The 19,751-nt window shown below is 66.8% G+C and carries 14 protein-coding genes and 1 tRNA gene; 9 read left to right on the top strand and 6 right to left on the bottom strand.

Annotation, left to right across the window (positions count from 1 at the left end; translation table 11 throughout):
• Nucleotides 1–321 precede the first annotated feature (321 nt).
• The 7 genes from fdnG to ACN20X_RS16360 all read left to right on the top strand — a co-directional run bounded on the left by fdnG (nt 322) and on the right by ACN20X_RS16360 (nt 9,841).
• Nucleotides 322–3,387: a formate dehydrogenase-N subunit alpha gene (gene fdnG / locus ACN20X_RS16390; protein ID WP_080650104.1), complete on the top strand. Its 3,066-nt coding sequence runs from the start codon at nt 322–324 to the stop codon at nt 3,385–3,387.
• Between the two features lie 10 nt (nt 3,388–3,397).
• Nucleotides 3,398–4,327 carry a formate dehydrogenase subunit beta gene (gene fdxH / locus ACN20X_RS16385; RefSeq protein ID WP_016454846.1) on the top strand — a complete coding sequence of 310 codons (930 nt, stop codon included), beginning with the start codon at nt 3,398–3,400 and terminating at the stop codon, nt 4,325–4,327.
• Nucleotides 4,324–4,950: a formate dehydrogenase subunit gamma gene (locus tag ACN20X_RS16380; RefSeq protein ID WP_012205324.1), complete on the top strand. Its 627-nt coding sequence runs from the start codon at nt 4,324–4,326 to the stop codon at nt 4,948–4,950. Before fdxH ends, ACN20X_RS16380 begins: the two co-directional genes overlap by 4 nt.
• Before the next feature lie 206 nt (nt 4,951–5,156).
• Complete coding sequence (gene fdhE, locus ACN20X_RS16375) at nt 5,157–6,131, top strand: formate dehydrogenase accessory protein FdhE (RefSeq protein WP_016454847.1); 975 nt, start codon at nt 5,157–5,159, stop codon at nt 6,129–6,131.
• 14 nt (nt 6,132–6,145) lie between these two features.
• Nucleotides 6,146–7,600: an L-seryl-tRNA(Sec) selenium transferase gene (gene selA / locus ACN20X_RS16370; RefSeq protein ID WP_016454848.1), complete on the top strand. Its 1,455-nt coding sequence runs from the start codon at nt 6,146–6,148 to the stop codon at nt 7,598–7,600.
• Nucleotides 7,601–7,610: 10 nt separating this feature from the next.
• Entirely contained in the window at nt 7,611–9,551 is a 1,941-nt protein-coding gene (gene selB, locus ACN20X_RS16365) for a selenocysteine-specific translation elongation factor (RefSeq protein WP_016454849.1), read from the top strand.
• Between the two features lie 194 nt (nt 9,552–9,745).
• Nucleotides 9,746–9,841, top strand: a tRNA-Sec gene (locus ACN20X_RS16360).
• Between the two features lie 32 nt (nt 9,842–9,873).
• On the opposite strand, the gene yfiB is transcribed toward ACN20X_RS16360, so the two are convergent.
• From yfiB to ACN20X_RS16340, 4 genes are all read right to left on the bottom strand, one after another.
• A complete protein-coding gene (yfiB, locus tag ACN20X_RS16355; protein ID WP_016446849.1) occupies nt 9,874–10,380 on the bottom strand; it encodes an outer membrane lipoprotein YfiB in 507 nt (168 codons plus the stop codon).
• 1 nt (nt 10,381) lies between these two features.
• A complete protein-coding gene (gene dgcN / locus ACN20X_RS16350; RefSeq protein WP_016446848.1) occupies nt 10,382–11,611 on the bottom strand; it encodes a diguanylate cyclase DgcN/YfiN in 1,230 nt (409 codons plus the stop codon).
• Nucleotides 11,608–12,177, bottom strand: a complete 570-nt coding sequence (gene yfiR, locus ACN20X_RS16345) for a regulatory sequestration protein YfiR (protein WP_016446847.1) — start codon at nt 12,175–12,177, stop codon at nt 11,608–11,610. Before yfiR ends, dgcN begins: the two co-directional genes overlap by 4 nt.
• A 200-nt stretch (nt 12,178–12,377) precedes the next feature.
• Nucleotides 12,378–13,190 (bottom strand): GNAT family N-acetyltransferase, encoded by an 813-nt coding sequence (locus tag ACN20X_RS16340; protein WP_016454851.1) that lies wholly within the window; start codon nt 13,188–13,190, stop codon nt 12,378–12,380.
• Nucleotides 13,191–13,289: 99 nt separating this feature from the next.
• On the opposite strand from ACN20X_RS16340, the gene selD reads away from it, so the two are divergent.
• On the top strand, nt 13,290–14,348 hold the full coding sequence (selD, locus tag ACN20X_RS16335) for a selenide, water dikinase SelD (protein ID WP_016454852.1): 1,059 nt from the start codon (nt 13,290–13,292) through the stop codon (nt 14,346–14,348).
• Between the two features lie 104 nt (nt 14,349–14,452).
• On the opposite strand, the gene ACN20X_RS16330 is transcribed toward selD, so the two are convergent.
• Nucleotides 14,453–16,900: a penicillin acylase family protein gene (locus tag ACN20X_RS16330; protein WP_016446844.1), complete on the bottom strand. Its 2,448-nt coding sequence runs from the start codon at nt 16,898–16,900 to the stop codon at nt 14,453–14,455.
• 176 nt (nt 16,901–17,076) lie between these two features.
• Nucleotides 17,077–17,556, bottom strand: coding sequence for an Lrp/AsnC family transcriptional regulator (locus tag ACN20X_RS16325; protein WP_016446843.1), 480 nt, complete (start codon nt 17,554–17,556; stop codon nt 17,077–17,079).
• A 703-nt stretch (nt 17,557–18,259) separates the two neighbouring features.
• Here ACN20X_RS16325 and ACN20X_RS16320 point away from each other — a divergent pair.
• Complete coding sequence (locus ACN20X_RS16320; RefSeq protein ID WP_133072355.1) at nt 18,260–19,747, top strand: GGDEF domain-containing protein; 1,488 nt, start codon at nt 18,260–18,262, stop codon at nt 19,745–19,747.
• The last annotated feature ends 4 nt before the right edge of the window (nt 19,748–19,751 follow it).

The following is a 19,751-nucleotide window of genomic DNA, read 5'->3' as shown; positions in this document are numbered from 1 at the left end:
AACCCCATTCGGCAATTCAATCGACGCAAATGGTTCGCATTCACCCAATAGACTGGATTGATCGACGCCATTCAGCCAGCCAATGAATACCGGATTGATATAAAACAAAATATCCGAAGCCTTCAAACCAGATAATCAATTCAACTGATGAATCAGCCGGACACCGGGCCGGCAAGCCCCGCGCAGCAAGGCGCAGCGGGGAGGCCGCGCATGAATGCCGCACAGGCCGACTCGGGATTAAGGGTTATTTCCCGGATTGTTTTCGGGGTGCACTCGTAGAATTTGCTTACAAGCGTCAATTTCTATTAGAAGGTACCCCACATGGTCCAATTCTCCAGACGCCAGTTCATGAAAGTGACTGGTTCGACTCTGGCCGGATCCAGCCTGGCGTTGATGGGCTTCTCGCCCACGGCCGCCCTGGCTGAAGTGCGCCAGTTCAAGCTGGCCGCCACCACGGTCACCCGCCAGACCTGCACCTACTGTTCGGTAGGCTGCGGTATCCTGATGTATTCGCTGAGCGATGGCGTCAAGAACGCCAAGCTGTCGGTGATCCACGTCGAGGGAGATCCCGACCACCCCGTCAACCGCGGAACGCTGTGCCCCAAGGGCGCATCGCTGCTGGACTTCGTCCACAGCCCGCACCGCCTGAAGTATCCCGAGTACCGCGCGCCCGGCTCCACCGAGTGGAAGCGCATGTCCTGGGATGAGGCGCTGACCCGCATCACCAAGCTGCTCAAGGACGACCGCGACGCGAACTTCGTCGAGCAAAACGACAAGGGCCAGACGGTGAACCGCTGGCTGACCACCGGCATGCTGGCCGCCTCGGCCTCCAGCAACGAAGCCGGCTACGTCACACACAAGGTGGCCCGCTCCTGGGGCCTGCTCGCACTCGATAACCAAGCACGTGTCTGACACGGCCCGACGGTGGCAGGTCTTGCCCCGACGTTTGGCCGTGGAGCGATGACGAACCATTGGGTCGACATCAAGAACGCGGACGTTATCCTGATCATGGGCGGCAATGCCGCTGAAGCACATCCCTGCGGTTTCAAGTGGGTGACCGAAGCGAAGGAGCACAACGGTGCGCACTTCATGGTGGTCGATCCGCGCTTCAACCGCTCCGCCTCCGTGGCCGATTTCTACGCCCCCATCCGGTCGGGCTCGGACATCGTGTTCCTGGGTGGCGTGATCAACTATCTGCTGACGAACGACAAGATCCATCACGAGTACGTGAGGAACTACACCGACTTCTCGTACATCGTGAAGGAGGAGTTTGCGTTCGACGAGGGCATCTTCTCGGGCTACGACCCGCAGACCCGCAAGTACGACAAGTCCAGCTGGGACTATGAACTCGACGCCGACGGCTACGTGAAGGTGGACGCCAGCCTGCAGCATCCGCGCTGCGTGTACCAATGGCTCAAGCGCCACTACGCCAGCTATACGCCCGAGAAGGTGGAGAGCGCCTGCGGCACGCCCAAGGAAAAATTCCTGCATGTGTGCGAGAAGCTGGCCTCGACGGCAGTGCCGGGCCGCGCCGCAACCATCCTGTACGCACTGGGCTGGACACAGCACACCACGGGTGCGCAGATCCTGCGCACGGGCGCCATGGTGCAGCTTCTGCTGGGCAACATCGGCGTGGCCGGCGGCGGCATGAATGCGCTGCGCGGGCACTCCAACATCCAGGGCCTGACGGACCTGGGGATTCTGTCGGCTTCGCTGCCAGGCTATCTGACGCTGCCCAACGAAGGCGAGCAGGACTACCAGAAGTACATCGACGCGCGCACGCCCAAGGCCATGCGCCCGGGCCAGATGAACTACTGGTCGAACACGCCCAAGTTCCACGTGAGCCTGATGAAGGCCTGGTGGGGACCGGCGGCCACGGCCGAGAACAACTGGGCCTTCAACTACCTGCCCAAGCTGGACAAGCAGTACGACATGCTGCAGGTGTTCGACATGATGGCGCAGGGCAAGATCAACGGCTACATCGCCCAGGGCTTCAACCCGCTGGCGGCTCTTGCGAACAGCAACAATGTGCGCGAAGGCCTCAAGAAGCTGAAGTTCCTGGTGATCATGGACCCGCTGGTCACCGAAACGTCGGAGTTCTGGAAGAACCACGGCGAGTTCAACGACGTGGATTCGGCATCCATCCAGACCGAGGTGTTCCGCCTGCCCACGACCTGCTTTGCCGAGGAAGACGGCGCCGTCGTCAGTTCCTCGCGCGTGCTGCAGTGGCACTGGAAGGCGGCCGAGCCCCCGGGCGAAGCCAAGACCGACATCGCCATCATGTCGGCCCTGCACCTGCGCCTGAAGCAGGCCTATGAGAAGGACGGCGGCAAGTTCCCCGAGCCGATCACCAAGCTGTGGTGGCCGTATGCCCATGCCGATCATCCGACTTCGGAAGAGATCGCCAAGGAGTACAACGGCCGCGCGCTGGTGGACCTGTTCGACCCCAAGGACCCGACCAAGCTCATCCGCAAGGCAGGCGAGCAGCTCGCCGGCTTCGGCGAGATGCGCGACGACGGCACGACGATGGGCGGCTGCTGGATCTGGGCTGGCTGCTGGACCTCGTCCGGCAACCAGATGGCCCGACGCGACAACAGCGACCCTACGGGCATAGGCAATACGCTGAACTGGGCCTGGGCCTGGCCGGCCAACCGCCGCGTGCTCTACAACCGTGCCTCGTGCGACCGCAACGGCCAGCCGTTCAATCCCCAGCGCACGCTGATCCGCTGGAACGGCAAGGCCTGGGGCGGCGCCGACGTGCCCGACATGGGTCCGACCATGCCGCCGGAGACCACCGATCCGTTCATCATGAACCCCGAGGGCGTGGCGCGCTTCTTCGCCCGCAAGGGCATGAACGAGGGACCGTTCCCCACCCACTACGAGGCCTTCGACAACCCGCTGGGATACAACCCCATGTATCCCGACAACAAGCTGGCTGTCATCAACCCGGCCGCCCGCATCTTCGACTCCGCCAAGGATTCGGCAGGCTCGCCCAGCGAGTTCCCGCATGTGGGCACGACGTACCGCCTGACCGAGCACTTCCACTATTGGACCAAGCACGTTCAGTTGAACAACATCGTTCAGCCCGAGCAGTTCGTGGAAATCGGCGAGGCGCTGGCCAAGGAACTGGGCATCGAGACGGGCCAGCATGTGAAGGTCAGCTCCAAGCGCGGCTTCGTCAAGGCCGCCGCCGTGGTGACCAAGCGCATCAAGCCCATGAAGATCGATGGCAAGACCATCCACCACGTGGGCGTGCCCATTCACTGGGGCTTCTCGTCGACGGGCCGCAAGGGCTACATGGCCAACAACCTGACGGCATCGGTGGGCGATGGCAACAGCCTTACCCCGGAATCCAAGACCTTCCTTGTGAAGGTGGAAAAGGTTTAAGGAGCAGCTGATGTCATCAACCATGTCTCTCGATATCAAGCGTCGCTCGGCCACGACGACGCCTGCTCCCAGTGCGCGCGAAACGCACAGCGGCGAGGTGGCCAAGCTCATCGATGTCTCCAAGTGCATCGGGTGCAAGGCCTGCCAGACCGCCTGCATGGAGTGGAACGACCTGCGCGACGAAATCGGCACCTGCGCGGCCGGCGTCTATGACAACCCGACCGATCTGACGGATCAGTCGTGGACCGTCATGCGCTTTACCGAGTACGAGAACGAAGCGACCGGCAACCTGGAGTGGCTGATCCGCAAGGACGGCTGCATGCACTGCGAGGACCCGGGCTGCCTGAAGGCCTGCCCCTCGCCGGGCGCCATCGTGCAGTACAGCAACGGCATCGTGGACTTCCAGCAGGACCAGTGCGTGGGCTGCGGCTACTGCGTCACGGGCTGCCCGTTCAACATTCCGCGCATCTCCAAGAAGGACCACAAGGCCTACAAGTGCACGCTCTGCTCGGACCGCGTGGCCGTCGGCCGCGAGCCTGCCTGTGTCAAGACCTGCCCCACCGGCGCCATCATGTTCGGCACCAAGGAGGCGATGAAGGACCAGGCCGAGCACCGCATCGGCGACCTCAGGCGGCGCGGCTATGCCGAGGCGGGCCTGTATGACCCGCAGGGCGTGGGCGGCACCCATGTGATGTACGTGCTGCATCACGCGGACAAGCCTTCGCTGTACAAGGGCCTGCCCGACGACCCGAAGATCAGCCCCATGGTGTCCCTGTGGAAGGGCGTGGCCAAGCCATTGGCCATGGCCGCGCTGGGCGCAGCTGCCGTCGGCAGCCTGTTCCACTACATCACCAAGGGCCCGAACGACGTGTCCAAGGAACTGGAAGACGAAATGGACCGCAAGGACCAGGAAGCCGCTGAAAAGGAGGCCCGCCGATGAAACGCAACCCACGTGACCTGGTGCGCTACAACGCATCGGAGCGTGCCAACCACTGGGTGGTCGGCATCTGCTTCATCCTGCTGGCGCTGTCGGGCCTGGCGTTCTTCCACCCGGCCTTCTTCCCGCTCACGCAGCTGTTCGGCGGCGGGCCGTGGACACGCATCCTGCACCCCTACATCGGGGTGGTGATGGCGCTGTTCTTCATCATCATGGCGCTGCGCTTCTGGCGCCTGAACGTGGTCGAGCCGCGCGACATCGAGTGGCTCAAGAACGTCAACAAGATGATCGACGGCGACGACCACGACATGCCCGAGCAGGGCAAGTACAACGGCGGCCAGAAGCTGCTGTTCTGGGGCCTGGTCATCGGCATGCTGGCGATCACCGTGACCGGCGCGCTCATGTGGCGCGCCTGGTGGACGCTGCCCGTCAACGTGGTGCGCGCCGCCTCGGTGGTGCACGCCATTGCGGGCGTGTGGATGATCGGCCTGATCATCATGCACGTGTACGCGGCCATCTGGACCCGGGGCACCATCCGCGCCATGCTGTACGGCACGGTGACACGGGCCTGGGCCAAGCAGCACCACCGGGGGTGGTATCGCAAGATGACCGGTGATAATGACTGACACCCCCTGAGCGGCTTACGCCGCTTCCCCCTCTCTACTCGCTGCGCGAGGGAGGGGGACGGCACCCTCGGTGCGGGACGGCCCTTCCTCGGTGCCCCTCGCCTTGGGCCGCGCCAGTTTTCACAGACATGGCGTCATACTAGGCATCAGCCTGAGCACCCAGCCGCCCAGCGATCCGGGCGGCTGTTTTTTTGGGATTCATTCCAATGCAACGCATTCTTCAACCCGGCGATATCGAGTCGCTGGACCACACCAGTTTTCCGCGCGTGCTGCTGCCGCAGTTGCCGGGGCTGTTCGTCGAGCGGGCGGCGCGGCTGCGGCAGCTGGCCGAGGGCAATCCGATTGCCGACTACCTGCGGTTCGTGGCGCAGATCGTGGACGCGCAAGCCAAGGCGGCCGGGCAGCTGACGCTGGCCGAGCCCGATGCGGCGCTGATCGCGCGGGCGCAGGAGCATTCGATGCCGCTGCTGCCTGCCGCCGACCATATCGATGCCGCCTGGCATGGCGTGCTGGACCGCATGCTCGATGCCCTGTCGGGCGCCGACGGCCTGCCAGCGCCGCTGCAGCCGCTGCTGCAGGAGCTGCGCGCGCTGGACACGGCCGGGCGTGACGAGATCGCGCAGCGGCTGCTGCAAAAGGAAGTGGCGGCCCGCCACGTGGGCATGGCGCCCTTTGTGATGGCTGCGCTACAGGTGGTGTTTGCCACCCGCGCCAGCGGCCTGAACGCACGCGACGTGCCCTATACCGATCCCGCCTCGATCTGTCCCGTCTGCGCCAGCGAGCCCGTGGCCAGCGTGTTGCGCATTGGCGGCAAGGCCGCAGGCCATCGCTACCTGCACTGCGGCACCTGCTGCACGGAGTGGCACATGGTGCGCGTCAAGTGCTCCCACTGCGAGTCGACCAAGGGCGTCGAGTACCAGGGCATCGATGGCGCCGGCGATACCGTGCTGGCCGAGACCTGCGAGGAATGCGGCAGCTACCGCAAGGTGGTCAACCAGGAAAAGGACCCCATGGCCGAGCCCCTGGCCGACGACCTGGCCTCGCTGATGCTGGACCTGCTGATGGGCGAGGAGACGCGCTTTGAGCGCGCCAGCGCCAATCCCCTGCTCTACGTGGCCTTTGCCGAGGAGCAGGACGAGGCCGGCGACGCGCTGATCGACCCCGCCAAGCCTGCTGCCTGACCCTTTCGCACACCATGACCGATACCGCCGCCACCTCTGCCGCTTCCTCCACCCCGCCCGCGCTGCGCCTGCCTGCCGTGGACAAGGTGCTGCTGAGCGCCGACATGCTCGCGCTGCGCGAGCGCCACGGCCTCGATGCCTGCACCCAGGCCGTGCGCGAGACACTGGCACAGATGCGGGCCGATGCGCAGGAGCGGCTGCGGTCCGGCGAGCCCGATGCAGGCGCGCCCGGCATCACTGAGGTGATCCAGGCGGCAGGCCTTCGCCTGGCGCGGCGCTTTGCGCCCCGCCTGCGCACGGTCTTCAACCTCACGGGCACGGTGCTGCACACCAACCTGGGCCGCGCCCTGCTGCCGCAGGAGGCCGTGGACGCCGTGGTGGCCGCCATGACGGCGCCGGCCAACCTGGAGTACGACCTGGAGGACGGCGGCCGTGGCGACCGCGACGACCTGATCGAATCCCTGGTCTGCGAACTCACGGGCGCCGAGGCCTGCACCGTGGTCAACAACAACGCCGCCGCCGTGCTGCTGACCCTGGCCACGCTGGCGGCCGGGCGCGAGGTCATCGTCTCGCGCGGCGAGCTGGTGGAGATCGGCGGGGCCTTCCGCATCCCCGACGTGATGACGCGCGCGGGCGCCACCCTGGTCGAGGTGGGCACCACCAACCGTACCCATGCGCGCGACTACGAAGGCGCTGTCGGCGAACACACCGGCCTGCTCATGAAGGTGCATTGCAGCAACTACGCCATCACCGGCTTCACCAAGGCCGTGAGCGACGCCGAGGTGGCATCCATTGCCCACGCGCACGGCCTGCAGATGGTGGTGGACCTGGGCAGCGGCACCCTGGTCGATCTGCGCGAATGGGGCCTGCCCTACGAGGTCACGGTGCGCGAGACCATCGAGTCGGGCGCCGACATCGTCACCTTCAGTGGCGACAAGCTGCTGGGCGGTCCGCAGGCCGGCCTGATCGTGGGCCGCAAGGACCTGATCGCCCGCATCAAGAAACACCCGCTCAAGCGCGCGCTGCGCGTGAGCAAGCTCACCCTGGCCGCGCTGGAGCCCACGCTGCGCCTGTACCTGCACCCCGAAAAGCTGGCCGAGCGCCTGACCACGCTGCGCCTGTTCACGCGCCCCCAGGCCGACATGCAGGCCCGCGCGCAGGCGCTGCAGCCGCTGGTGCAGCAGGCGCTGGGCAGCCGCTATGTGGTGGAAACCGCCGAGATGAACAGTCAGATCGGCAGCGGCGCCCTGCCCGTGGAGAACCTGCCCAGCTGGGGCCTGCGACTGCATCCGGCCGACGGTCGCCAGGCCGGCCGCCAGCTCACCCGGCTTGAAGCGGGCCTGCGCGGCCTGCCCCGCCCCGTCATCGGCCGGCTGCATGACGACGCGCTGTGGCTGGACCTGCGCTGCCTGGAGGCAGCCGACGAGCCGGCCTTCACCGAACAGCTGCCGCTGCTGCACATCGACTGAGGACGAACGCATGATCATCGGCACCGCCGGCCACATCGACCACGGCAAGACCACCCTGGTGCGCGCGCTCACGGGCGTGGACACCGATCGCCTCAAGGAAGAGAAGGCGCGCGGCATCTCCATCGAGCTGGGCTATGCCTACACGCCGCTGCCCAATGGCGAGGTACTGGGCATCATCGACGTGCCCGGCCACGAAAAATTCGTGCACACCATGGCCGCAGGCGCCGTGGGCATAGACCACGCCCTGCTGGTGGTGGCGGCCGACGACGGCGTCATGCCGCAGACGCGCGAGCACCTGGACATCCTGCAGCTGCTGGGCGTGCGCGAAGCCACCGTGGCCCTGACCAAGGCCGACCGCGCCACGCCCGAGCGCCTGCAGCAGGTGCGTGCCGAGATCGAGTCCCTGCTGGCGCCCACGGCGCTGGCCGGCGCCCCGGTCTTTCCCACCGCCGCCGCCCAGCCCGGTGACGCGGGCGTGGCGCAGCTGCGCGAGCACCTCATGGCGCGTGCCCAGTCCATTCCCGCGCGGGCCAGCGACGGACTGTTCCGCCTGGCCGTGGACCGCAGCTTCACGCTGCCGGGCCAGGGCACCGTGGTCACAGGCACCGTGTTCGGCGGGCAGGTGAAAGTCGGCGACACGCTGGTGCACTCGGCCTCGGGCACCGAGGTGCGCGTGCGCAGCCTGCATGCCCAGAACCAGGCCAGCGAACAGGGCCTGGCCGGACAGCGCTGCGCGCTCAACCTGTCGGGCATTGCCAAGGAAGCCATCACGCGCGGCGACTGGATCGCCGACGCACGGCTGCTGCAGGCCAGCGACCGGATCGACGTGCGCCTGCAACTGCTGGCCGATGCGCCATCACTGGCCCAATGGACGCCTGTGCATGTGCACATCGGTACGGCGCGCTGCACGGCCCACGTGGCCCTGCTGCAGGACCAGCCGCTGGGTCCCGGCGAGCAGGCCATCGTCCAACTGGTGCTGGACATGCCCGTACATGCCCAACCCGGCGACCGGCTCATCGTGCGCAATGCCCAGGCCAGCCGCACGATTGCGGGCGGCAGCGTCATCGACCCCTTTGCTCCCGCACGCAAGCGCCGCAGCCCCGAGCGCACGGCCTATCTGCAGGCGCTGGAATCGCTGATTGCCACCGGGGACGCCAGCGCGCTGGTGCAAGGCGCGGCGCACGGCATTGCCACGTCGCAGCTCATGCGCCTGACAGGCCGCGCATCCGTGGCCACGGACAACGGCGGGCACCGGCTGCACCGACTTCCACTGGCCGAGGGCGACACGCTGTTGCTGGGTGACGCACGCTGGACGCAGCTGCGCGGCCAGGTGCTGGACAGCATGGCGCGCTTTCACGAAAAAAACCCCGACGAGCCCGGTGTGAACGCGGCACGCCTGCGCCGCATGGCACTGTCCGGCCTGGTCCATGCAGGACATGACGCGCTGTGGAAAGGCCTGCTGCAAACGCTGCTGCAGGATGGCAGCCTGGCCGCCAGCGGCGCCTGGCTGCACCTGCCCGGCCACAGCGTGCAACTGTCGGACAGCGAAACACAGATCGCCCAGAAACTGCTGCCGGCCATCGAAGCCGGCCGCTACGACCCGCCCTGGGTGCGCGACCTGGCACGCGACAACGCCATCGGCGAGGAAACCGTGCGCCAGCTGCTGCGCAAGCTCGCGCGCCAGGGACTGCTGTTTCAGGTGACCAAGGACCTGTTCTACTCCGCCGCCCGCACGGACGAACTCGCCGCCCTGGTGCGCGAACTGGCCGCCGCCACCCCCAACGGCGAAATCCAGGCCCACGCCTTTCGCGATGCCACAGGCCTGGGCCGCAAGCGCGCCATCCAGATCCTCGAATTCTTCGACCGCATCGGCTACACCCGCCGCCTGCGCGACGCCCACCTGCTGCGCCCCGATGTGCAGTGGACCACTGGCGCCACAGCAAGAATTTGAGGCAAGGGGCCGCTACAATGGCCAGCTTTGCTTCGCCACGGCGCCAGCAACCGGCGCGGCCCAGGGCGAGAGACACCGAGCAAGGGCCGCCCCGCAGCAAGGGTGTCGTCCCCCTCCCCCGCGAAGCGGGTAGAGATGCGCCGTGCAACGGGGGGAAGCGGCGTAAGCCGCTCAGGGGGAGCTTCAATCCAGAAGGAAAGCATACGCACCCGGTGGTGCGCCCGGGCTTCAAACCCGGTCAGGGGCGTCAGCCGCTCCTGGGTAGGTTCGACTCCTGCTGCTTTCCGCCAATCCCCCGGCTCTGATCCCAGCCAGGTTCCGGCTATTGCAAGGGCACGACGATGGCCACGCGGCGGTTCTCCGCCGCATCGCTGGGCACCACGGGCATGGCGCGGCCCAGGCCCTTGACCTCGATATCCTGGCGCGCCAGGCCGGCTTCGGCCAGCACATCGGCCACGGCTTCGGCGCGGCGCAGCGACAGGCGCATGTTGTAGGCATCGCTGCCGCGATCGTCCGTATGGCCTTCCACGCGCAGCCGCTCTATGCCCACGCCCTTGAGCGCCCGCCCCAGTTCCAGCACCTTGGTGCGCGCCTGGGCACCGACTTCGGCCGAGTCAAAGCCGAACAGCAGCTTGCCCGACATCTGCAGCTCCCAGCCCTGCTCCGCCTGTGCAAAGCCCTGGCTGCGCAGCACTTGCTGCTGCTGCTCGGTCAGGCCCTGCGGCGTAGGCGGCGCCTCGGGCGCCGCCTTGCAGCCCGCCAGCGCAAGGGCCAGCACAGCGGCCGCACCTGCGCCGCACATCCGGGTCCAGCTCCGTCGTTTCAACATGTCATCCTCCTGTGACTCGTTCGGCCTGGCGCATGGCCTTGGCCTGGTACATGGCCTGGTCGGCATGGCGCATCAGCGTCTCCATGCTCTGGCCATGCTTGGGAAAAAGGGCCACGCCCGCACTGACCGAAGGCTGCAGCACCACGCCTTCGCTGACCACCAAAGGCTCATGCATGGCGGCCTCTATCTTGTCCCGCACCATCTGCGCATCGCCGCCCCCGCCCACGGGATAGAGCAGGATGGCGAACTCATCGCCGCCCAGCCGCGCGACCAGATCGCTCTCGCGCACCTGCGAGCGCAGTCTTGCGCCTACGGCCTTGAGCAGCACATCGCCCACAGCATGGCCGTACGCGTCGTTGACCTGCTTGAAGCGGTCGTTGTCCAGAAACAGCACGGCCAGCTTTTGCCCGGTTTCGGCCGCATTGTCCAGCGCCTGCTGCAGGCGCTGCTCGAAATGCAGGCGGTTGGCCAGCCCCGTGAGGCTGTCTCGCGAAGCCTGGCGCTCCAGGGCCGAATTTTGCTGCTGCAGCCGCTCGTGGCGTGTCTGCAGCTCGGCCAGCAGGGCATTGAAGTTGTCTCCCAACTCGCGCAGTTCGGCAATGCGCGCCAGCGGCACGCGCTGGTCCATGGACCGGTCATGGCGCACGGCGTGCGCCACGCGCGCCAACTGCTGCAGCGGTTCGGCAATGTCGCGCAGCATGCGGCGCGATTGGCGCAGCCCCACATAGCCGCTCACGCCCACGCACAGCACCAGCACGATGAAGCCTGCGCCCAGAAAGCGGACCAGGCCCACGCCATCGCTGGACAGCTGCACGCTCCCGACCAGGCGGCCATCCTGGCGCACATCGGCCTCGGCGCGCGGCAGGCCTATGCCTATGGCCAGCAGTTCACCCACGCTGGACAGCGCCGAGCCGCCATGGCCCGACCACTGCACGAACGGGCGCTGCTCGGCATCGAAAACCTCGGCATGGGCCACGCCTTCGCCGCGCAGCAATTGGTCCAGCACGCGGGCAGCCTCGTCACGGTCACCGAAGACCAGCGATGCCTCGACCGTATAGGCCAGCGAACGTGCCACCAGATGCAGGTTGTTGGACAGGTAAAGACGCAGGGTGGCCACGCCGACGATGAGCAGCAGCGCGCCCGCCAGCGCAATGGCCACCGCCGCCATGCGCATGTGCGCGCGGCGGATCACGTTGCGCAGGGAGGCGCTGCCGGACAGGAACAACTTCATGGCAACGTCCTGTGGCGCGCAAGCTGCAGCACCTTGGGATTGACGCGCAGGCCGCTGCGTGCCACGGAGTCGAGGCTGACCTCGAAGCCCGCGCCCTCGCCACGGCGGCGCAGGCAGAACATGGCGCCGATGCGGCACAGCTCGCCCCGCTCGCTGATGGTCAGCAGCGGCCGTCCGGCCAGTTGCTCCATGAGCTTGCGCCAGGCCGCTTCATCGAGCTGGCCGGCATAGATGCCTTCGCATTCGGCCAGGATGCGCGCATCGGAAAGCACGACGCGCCGGACTTCCAGCCGCTGGCTGCCCACGGTCTGCGGGGCACCATTGAGCAGGTCATCGGCATATTCGGTAGAGCCCACCACGCACAGCCGCAGCACCGCGCTTTCCGTGGGCCAGCGCGTGTAGCCCAGGATGCCTAAGACTGTGCGTGTCACGCCCAGCTCATGCTCGTCGGCCGATGGTTCGGCATGCGCCTGCCCCACCAGCCCCACCCAACCCGTTTGCAGCGCCAGCAGGCACACGGCCACCCAGGCCCAGGCGGGCGGCAGGCCCTTGATCCTGCCACCCATGCACCACCTGCGGGATGGGAGAAGTGAGCGCTGCGAGCGCTGTGAGCGATTTATGCGAACAGCCAACCAAGGCTCCTTGAACGGGAAATCCATGCATTGCACAACGACGGCGCATCGAAGCATTTTTTCACATATCGCCCGCCTCGGAGCACCCGGAGTGTCGCGCTAGGTCATCATCCTTTCTTAGTCGCTGCGGCACATCAAGGTGCCGCGGCAGGCAGGCGGTAGTGATAGGCGTAGAGCGGATGAAAGCCCAGGCTTTCATACAGCCCGCGCGCCACCCGGTTGGGAGCCCGCACCTGCAGCTCGGCCCATTGCGCCCCCTGCGTCCGTCCCCAGTGCAGCAGGCCGCACACCAGCGCACGGCCCAGCCCCCGCCCGCGCATTGCAGGTGCGATGACGATGTCATACAGGCCCACGCAGCCGCGCTCCAGCACGGCCAGGCCGAACCCGGCCACCTCGCCCCCGACGCGCAGCGTGGCAAAGGCGGCGGGCCAGGCAATGGACTGCAGCATGTGGTGATGCGCCTGCCTGTGCCGGGGCGGCACGGCGCTGGCCTCGGCAAAGCCTTGCAGCCAGGCCGCACGGGGCCGGGCATCCATGGCGAGGGTCCAGCCTTTTTCGCCCGCCGGCTGCGCCATGTCCGCCAAGGCTGCGCGCATCACGAGCGAAGGATCGGCCAGCAGGTAGCCGGCCTGCGCCAGCTGGGCATCGGCCTCGGGGCTGGCCAGGGGCGAGAGGCGGAAGACGGGCGGCAGGCCCTGGCGTTGGTAGAAGGCTTCGATCTGCGCCAGCAAGGCGCCAAGGCGGGCGCCGGGCTGATGGGCATTGGCCGAGTTGGCCCGCTTGGTATGGCCCTGCGCGGCGCGCAGCAGCCAGTCTCCGCAGAGCACGGTGCGCTGGGCCGGCCAGGCGTTGAAGCCGCGCTGCTCCACGCCGACCACCGTCTCGGGATCGCAGTCCACGGATGCGCAGTCATGAGCGAAAGACTTGGACATGCCCGCTTGTACCATGGCCGCCCGCCGTGCCCGCCCATAATATGGCGCGCCGCCGCGCTGGCGGCAGGCACACTTTTCCACTACTGCGATCGCCCCCGTTCGCCGGATTGCTCCATGACCACAGACACCGCCCAAGCTCCCCGACTCACCTCGCTGTCCCATGGCGGCGGCTGCGGCTGCAAGATCGCGCCGGGCCTGCTGGCGGAGCTGATCGGCAAGAGCGCGCTGCCCAAGCAGTTCTTCCCGGACCTGCTGGTGGGCACGGAGACCGCTGACGACGCCGCCGTCTACCGCATCAACGACGAGCAGGCCATCGTGGCGACCACGGATTTCTTCATGCCCATCGTGGACGATCCGTATGACTTCGGCCGCATCGCCGCAACGAATGCGCTGTCCGACATCTACGCCATGGGCGGCCAGCCGCTGATGGCCCTGGCCATCGTGGGCATGCCCATCAATGTGCTGCCGCACGACACCATTGCCAAGATCCTGGAAGGCGGCGAATCGGTCTGCCGCGATGCCGGCATTCCGCTGGCCGGCGGCCACTCCATCGACTCGGTCGAGCCCATCTACGGCCTGGTCGGCATCGGCATCGTCAACCCCCGCCAGATGAAGCGCAATGCCGACGCCCGGGCCGGCGACGTGCTGATCCTGGGCAAGCCGCTGGGCGTGGGCATTCTGTCGGCCGCGCTCAAGAAGAACCTGCTGGACGAAGCCGGCTACCGCGCCATGGTGGAGGCAACCACCTTGCTCAACCGCCCCGGCACGGCGCTGGGCAAGATGGACGGCGTGCACGCGCTGACCGATGTGACGGGCTTCGGCCTGCTGGGCCACGGCCTGGAACTGGCACGCGGCGCGGGCCTGACGGCGCGCATCGACAGCCGCAGCCTGCCCGTGCTGCCCACGGTGCAGGGCTTTGCCGAGCAGGGCGTCATTACGGGCGCCTCGGGCCGCAACTGGGCCTCATATGGCACGCAGGTGGTGCTGGGCGCCGGCATCACCGATGCCCAGCGCGCGCTGCTGACCGATCCGCAGACCTCGGGCGGCCTGCTCGTATCGTGCACGCCCGATGTGGCGGACCAGGTGCTTGCGCTGTTTGCCGAACAGGGCTTTGGCGATGCAGCCATCGTCGGCCGCATGGAAGCGGGCCAGGCCCGCGTCGTGGTGGACTGAGTCAGGCAACCAGTCAAGCGAAACGGGGACCTGGGCCCCCGTTTGCATTGCATGCCTGATGCAGCCCCTTCAGGCGGGCACTGCATCACGCCGGACAGCGGATGTCACTCGCTCACGGTCTGCGTCTTGTAGGCCGGGCTGGCCTGGATGGCGCTGTCGGTGAACGGCAGCTTGAGCCACTGGCGCGCACCGTAGGCCTTGGTGTAGTCCGCATAGTGGGCCGAGGCAGGATCGTCCGACAGCGAGAAGGTCAGGAAGGTATGGGCCTCCACTCCGGCCGCCGGGAAGCTCACCACCTGCATGTAGCTGTTGCCGTGCGGCTGCCCGTCCATGCTGTAGCCGCCCTGCTCTATCTTGTTTTCCGAGCAGGTGATGGTGAAGTAGCCCACCTCGCCGCATCCGCCATACAGCGCCGTCTTCTCTCCGCCACGCTGCGAGAACAGCACGGTGCCACGCGCCGCATCCATGGCAAAGCCGCTGGCCTGCACGGCCTTCACTGCTTCGGCGAACGCCTTTTGCAGCGCCGCCTTGGCCGTGGGCTTGATGCCGCGCGGCGTGTTGACGGGGTCGGCCGCATCGAAGGGCACGGCATACAGGTCGGCCGATTTGATCTGGCTGGCCACGCGCTTCCAGAACTCGTCCCAGACATGGGAGCCCCTGGATGCCGCCGTGCCCGTGCCGTCCCAGGCCTGCAGCGCCGTGCAGGCAGCCGATACGTCCACCGTTTCACCCGCCGAGGACACGGGGCCTGGACAGACCTGGGCCAATGCCTCGTCCTTGAAACGCGCGCTGTACACACGGCTGTCCAGCACCATCTGGCGAACGATGTCGCTGGTGGCCAGCTTGCCCGGATAGCCGTCCGTGCCCGCCAGCCGCTGCAGCGCCATGGTGTGGCCCAGGCGCGTGCGCAGGCTCTGGGCAGAAGAGGTGGAGCCGAAGATGGCCGGATAGCCGGTCAGCGGTGCCGAGGCATTGGACAGCCAGTAGCTGTCGTTCATGTTGCCCACGTAGTCGCCACGCAGCAGGCTGGGCATGCGTGCCGGGCCGATGGCGCCGGCCTGCACCGAATCCGCATCCGAGCCCCAGTCGCACTGGCTGCTGCCGCCGGCCAGCACCGGCACCTGGGGCAGCGCCGCGTTGATGGCCGCCGAGGCCGGCGTGGCGCAGGCCTGCAGCTGCGCGGGCGGCACGTTGGGCACGGCGCCTATGTCGGCATACCAGACCTGGGCGTTGCCGCGTCCCGCAGCGACGGTGTTGACCCAGGGAATGGCCGACTCCTCCTTCTGGATGCGGATGAACTCGTCCAGCGACTTGGCCTGGTTCCAGCGCAGCCAGTTGCGGAAGGTGCGGTAGTTGTAGGCGTTGATGTCGCGGATGGCGAACACGCTCTGCGTGGTCCAGCCCAGCGCCGGGTCCATGGCGCCCAGGTTGACCACGGGGCCGTGCACGGTCTTGTACAGCGTGCGCGTGACCTGGTCCTGCCCGCCGGAGGCATTGCGCACGCTCACGGTGATCCTGCTGGCCTGCATGGCCTCGGTCTTGCCGTCGCGCACATAGCGGGTCGGATCATTGGGGGCCAGCTGGTACATGAACAGGCCGAAGCGCCGCGCCGTGGACACGGTGTGGCTCCAGGCCACGTCGTTGTTGAAGCCGATCAGCACCATCGGGATACCCAGGAAGCTGGCGCCACTGACGTCGATCTCGCCCGGAATCGTGAGCTGCGATTGGTAGAAGCGGTCCGGCCCCTTCCAGTACCAGTGCGGATTGCCGAACAGCACGCTGCTGCCGCCCGTGGCCTGCTGGCCGAAGCCGTACATGTTGCTGCCTATGCCCGTGGTGCCGCCCACCTGCAATGATGGCGCCACCACCTGGCCCGGCTTGAGCGCGGCCAGCTGCGTCGCGGCCGACCGGCCCTTCGCCGGCTTGGCCGAGGCCGTTGCCGCCGCAGCCGCTGCAGGTGGCACGGCATTGGCGATCTGGGCCACGAAATTGCTGTAGCCGCCGGCAAGATTGGCCGTATACATGCGCCGCCAGATGTCCTGGGCCGTGATGGCCTGCACCCAAGGCTGGCCCGCGCAGGCCGCATTGGTCTTGGCCCCGGCCGGGGTCTCGCGCACCACGCGGTTGTAGCCTGCCACGAAGCCATCGACCAGTTGCTTGAGCTTGTCGGGCTGGGCCTGGATCATGGCGGCCACGGCGTCATCGGAGACGACATGGCGGAAGAAGAAGTCCGAATCGATGTTGCGCGGCCGGTCGATGGTGCTGTCATAGACGGCCTGGGCATCGCCGCCGAAGTGGCGCGAACGCTCCCCGCGGTAGGTCAGGAAGGAGTCGGCCATGGTGCACAGGTTGTCCTGCGCCTGGGCATAGCCCGCACCATAGCCCAGGCCCGTCCAGTCCTTGGCCTTGATGTGCGGAATGCCCATCTCCGTGCGGCGGATCTCCGCGCTGTACTTGCTGCCGGAGCCGTCTCCCGAACCGCCGCAGGCCGCCAAGGCGGCCAGGGCTATCAATGACAAGGGTTTCCATCCACTGCGAAGCGCTGGGTGCATGCTTTGTCTCCTGGTGTTATGCGTACACAAAGGCCCCGGTCTGCCACGGGGCCCGCATCAGCATAGGAGCGAGGCAAGGCACTGCCTACCCGGCAGTTTCACTAGGAAATGTCTGATGCCCGACAGTCGATGCGGACAGCCGCCCGGCTCTCCATCGGCCGGCACGGGCAGAAGACTCAGGCGGCAGATTCAGCCAGCTGGCTCAGCGCCGCTGTCATGCGCCGGTCGATCTTGCGGCTGAGCACCACCGAGGTATAGGTCTGCTGTATGCCGTCGATCAGGCCTATGCGGTCCAGCAGCGCGTCGAGCTTTTCGTTGCTCTCGCAGCGCACGAACACCATGTAGTCGTACTGGCCGCTGACGGCGGAGACCTCCTCGACCTCGGTGAAACGGTTGAGTGCCTGCATTACTGAAGTGGCCGTCTTGGGCTGCACGCGAATGCCGCAGTACGCGCGCACCGCAGACTGCTCCACGCGCGCACCCAGGCGAACGCCGTATCCGGCGATCACGCCTTCCTGCTCCAGCCGGGCAATGCGGGCCACCACCGTCGTGCGCGCCAGATTCATCTGCCGGGCCAGATGCGCGGTGGAAGCCCGCGCATTGGTCTGCAGCAGGCGCAGCAGTTGGCGGTCGGTTTCATCAAGACGGTATTCCATGCAGCTCCCTGGACGTCAACGGCAAGAGCCTATGGCGGCGGCTCGGACGTGTTCAACATTTCGGCAGATATATCCACCAATCCGGCAATTCTATGCGCTGCAAATCGTCGCTTTCATCAACAAGATCCTCGTTTCATCCGAAACCGCCGCATCTGGAGTGCATCCCCATCCCGCATCGCCCAGCAGCGACGGCACATGGGTACCACCAGGCAAGAGTAATGGCTATCAGAAACAAAAGTAACTAATTACAAATCTCCCGACACACCCCGATGCTCCGCCGCTGCATGTCACCCGGCTGGGACATCGCATAAATACTTAGCATGCATCCCATCCTTCCTTTGGCGACGCTGCTCCGCGGGCAGGGCTGCCGCCCGCGGCCGTATTGGCCGGGCTCGACGGAACACGGCAAACCGCTTGGGAAGGCGCAGCACGCATGATGGATCAGTACTTGCAAATACATGCATTTCCGCTAGATTGGCCCCGCAGGCGTAAATTTTGTGAACTCAAGTTACCCCGCATCCGTCGGCTTCCGACGCATGGCCTGCCCGCAGTTACGCGGCTTGCCGCAGCACGCCAAAGGAGGGTTTTCCGATTTTCCGCTGCCCGCCGGACCGCTCGTTCCCCATGACAAGGGCATGCCCGGCATGCCCGACGAACGCGCGCAGTGTCCGGTGCCTCCATTCAGTCTCCACAGGGGAGACATATGTCATATCGCGCCGTATCTGGAGATCCGTGGATTTCACAAGCTGCAACGCCCTGGCGGGACAGCTTTGTGCTGGGCGGGGTGCTATTTCTGTGCTCGGCCGTGGCGCTGGGCCTGCGCTCTCCGGGGCATCTGTCATCTCTGTGGCTGTCCAACGCCCTGCTCCTGGGCTGGATGCTGCGCAGCCCCGCCTACAGCCATAGACACTGCTGGACGGCGGCCGCCGTGGCCATGGCGTTGGCCGAATGGTTGTCGGGCAGCCCGCTTGACCAGACCCTGTGGCTGACTTTCGCCGATCTGGCAGCCGTGGCCTGCGGCTGGGTGATGATGCGGCGCCTGCCGCTGCGGGTGCGGCAGATGCGCTCCCCCTCATCGGTGCTGCACCTGGTGATGTGCAGCCTGCTTGTGAGCGTGGTCGGCGCCGTGCTGGGCTCGGTGGGCATGCACCAGCTGATGCATTGGCCCTGGCAGCCCATGATGGCCATGTGGTTCAGCAGCGAGCTGATGCACATGACCCTGTTGCTGCCCGTTCTGTTGAGCTTTCCCGCAAGCCTGGAGCCGCTGTCCTGGCGTGGCCAGCCGTTCAGGCAGATCGTGCAGGCCCTGCTGCCGCTGTTGGCCCTGGTGATCTCCGAGGCCATTGCCATCTACCTGGGCGGGCCGGGCGCGCTGTCCCTGAGCATGCCGGCCATGCTGCTGTGTGCCATGCGCTACCGGCTGTTCGTGGTCGCCCTGCTCAACCTCGCCAGCTGTGCCATCAAGCTGGCCACGTTTTCAGATGTACTGCTCACCTCGCCCAGTTCCGAACTGGAGACCACGTTCTCGTTCCGCCTGGGCCTGGCCATGCTGTCCATAGGCCCGCTGGCCGTGGCCTGCACGCTCATGGCCTTCAAGGACATGCTCAGCAAACTGCGCCATGCAGTGAACCACGATGCGCTGACCGGCCTGCTGGCACGCACCAGCTTTCTGGAGCGCGCTCAGCGCACGCTGGAGCGCCTGCAGCGCGAGCACCAGTCGGGCGCCATGCTGATGCTGGACCTGGACCACTTCAAGCACACCAACGACCGCCACGGCCATGCCGCTGGCGACCGGGTGCTGCAGGAAGTCTCGGCCCGCCTGTCGCAGGCGCTGCGCCCGCATGAACTCATAGGCCGCCTGGGCGGCGAGGAATTCGCCGTGCTGCTGCCTGGCGCCGACTGCGCCACGGCCAGCGCCGTGGCCCAGCGGCTGTGCGAAGCCACGCGCGAAATCCGCATCGAGACAAGCGATGGCGCAACCATCTGCCCCACGCTGAGCATTGGCATCGCCTGCACGAACATGGCCCAGCCTCCGCTGGGTTTGAGCGCCTTGCTGCGCACGGCCGACACGGCGCTGTACCAGGCCAAGGCCAGCGGCCGGGACCGGTATTTCGTGGCGGGCGAGCGGCCGGACGAGGCCGGTACACCGGCCTTTGCCTGCGAGCATTCCGGGGGCGCCAAGGCGGCCTGACACC

The sequence above is a fragment of the Delftia sp. PX-1 genome, from assembly GCF_055797465.1.
The sequence above is the reverse complement of the archived record's forward strand: the minus strand, read 5'-3'. Positions and strand labels throughout refer to the sequence as shown.

Bases quoted from the DNA above. Each gene is read 5' to 3' on its own strand.
- fdxH (WP_016454846.1), top strand. From the start codon at position 3,398: ATGTCATCAACCATGTCTCTCGATATCAAGCGTCGCTCGGCCACGACG.
- ACN20X_RS16380 (WP_012205324.1), top strand. From the start codon at position 4,324: ATGAAACGCAACCCACGTGACCTGGTGCGCTACAACGCATCGGAGCGT.
- fdhE (WP_016454847.1), top strand. From the start codon at position 5,157: ATGCAACGCATTCTTCAACCCGGCGATATCGAGTCGCTGGACCACACC.
- selA (WP_016454848.1), top strand. From the start codon at position 6,146: ATGACCGATACCGCCGCCACCTCTGCCGCTTCCTCCACCCCGCCCGCG.
- selB (WP_016454849.1), top strand. From the start codon at position 7,611: ATGATCATCGGCACCGCCGGCCACATCGACCACGGCAAGACCACCCTG.
- yfiB (WP_016446849.1), bottom strand. From the start codon at position 10,380: ATGTTGAAACGACGGAGCTGGACCCGGATGTGCGGCGCAGGTGCGGCC.
- dgcN (WP_016446848.1), bottom strand. From the start codon at position 11,611: ATGAAGTTGTTCCTGTCCGGCAGCGCCTCCCTGCGCAACGTGATCCGC.
- yfiR (WP_016446847.1), bottom strand. From the start codon at position 12,177: ATGGGTGGCAGGATCAAGGGCCTGCCGCCCGCCTGGGCCTGGGTGGCC.
- ACN20X_RS16340 (WP_016454851.1), bottom strand. From the start codon at position 13,190: ATGGTACAAGCGGGCATGTCCAAGTCTTTCGCTCATGACTGCGCATCC.
- selD (WP_016454852.1), top strand. From the start codon at position 13,290: ATGACCACAGACACCGCCCAAGCTCCCCGACTCACCTCGCTGTCCCAT.
- ACN20X_RS16330 (WP_016446844.1), bottom strand. From the start codon at position 16,900: ATGCACCCAGCGCTTCGCAGTGGATGGAAACCCTTGTCATTGATAGCC.
- ACN20X_RS16325 (WP_016446843.1), bottom strand. From the start codon at position 17,556: ATGGAATACCGTCTTGATGAAACCGACCGCCAACTGCTGCGCCTGCTG.
- ACN20X_RS16320 (WP_133072355.1), top strand. From the start codon at position 18,260: ATGTCATATCGCGCCGTATCTGGAGATCCGTGGATTTCACAAGCTGCA.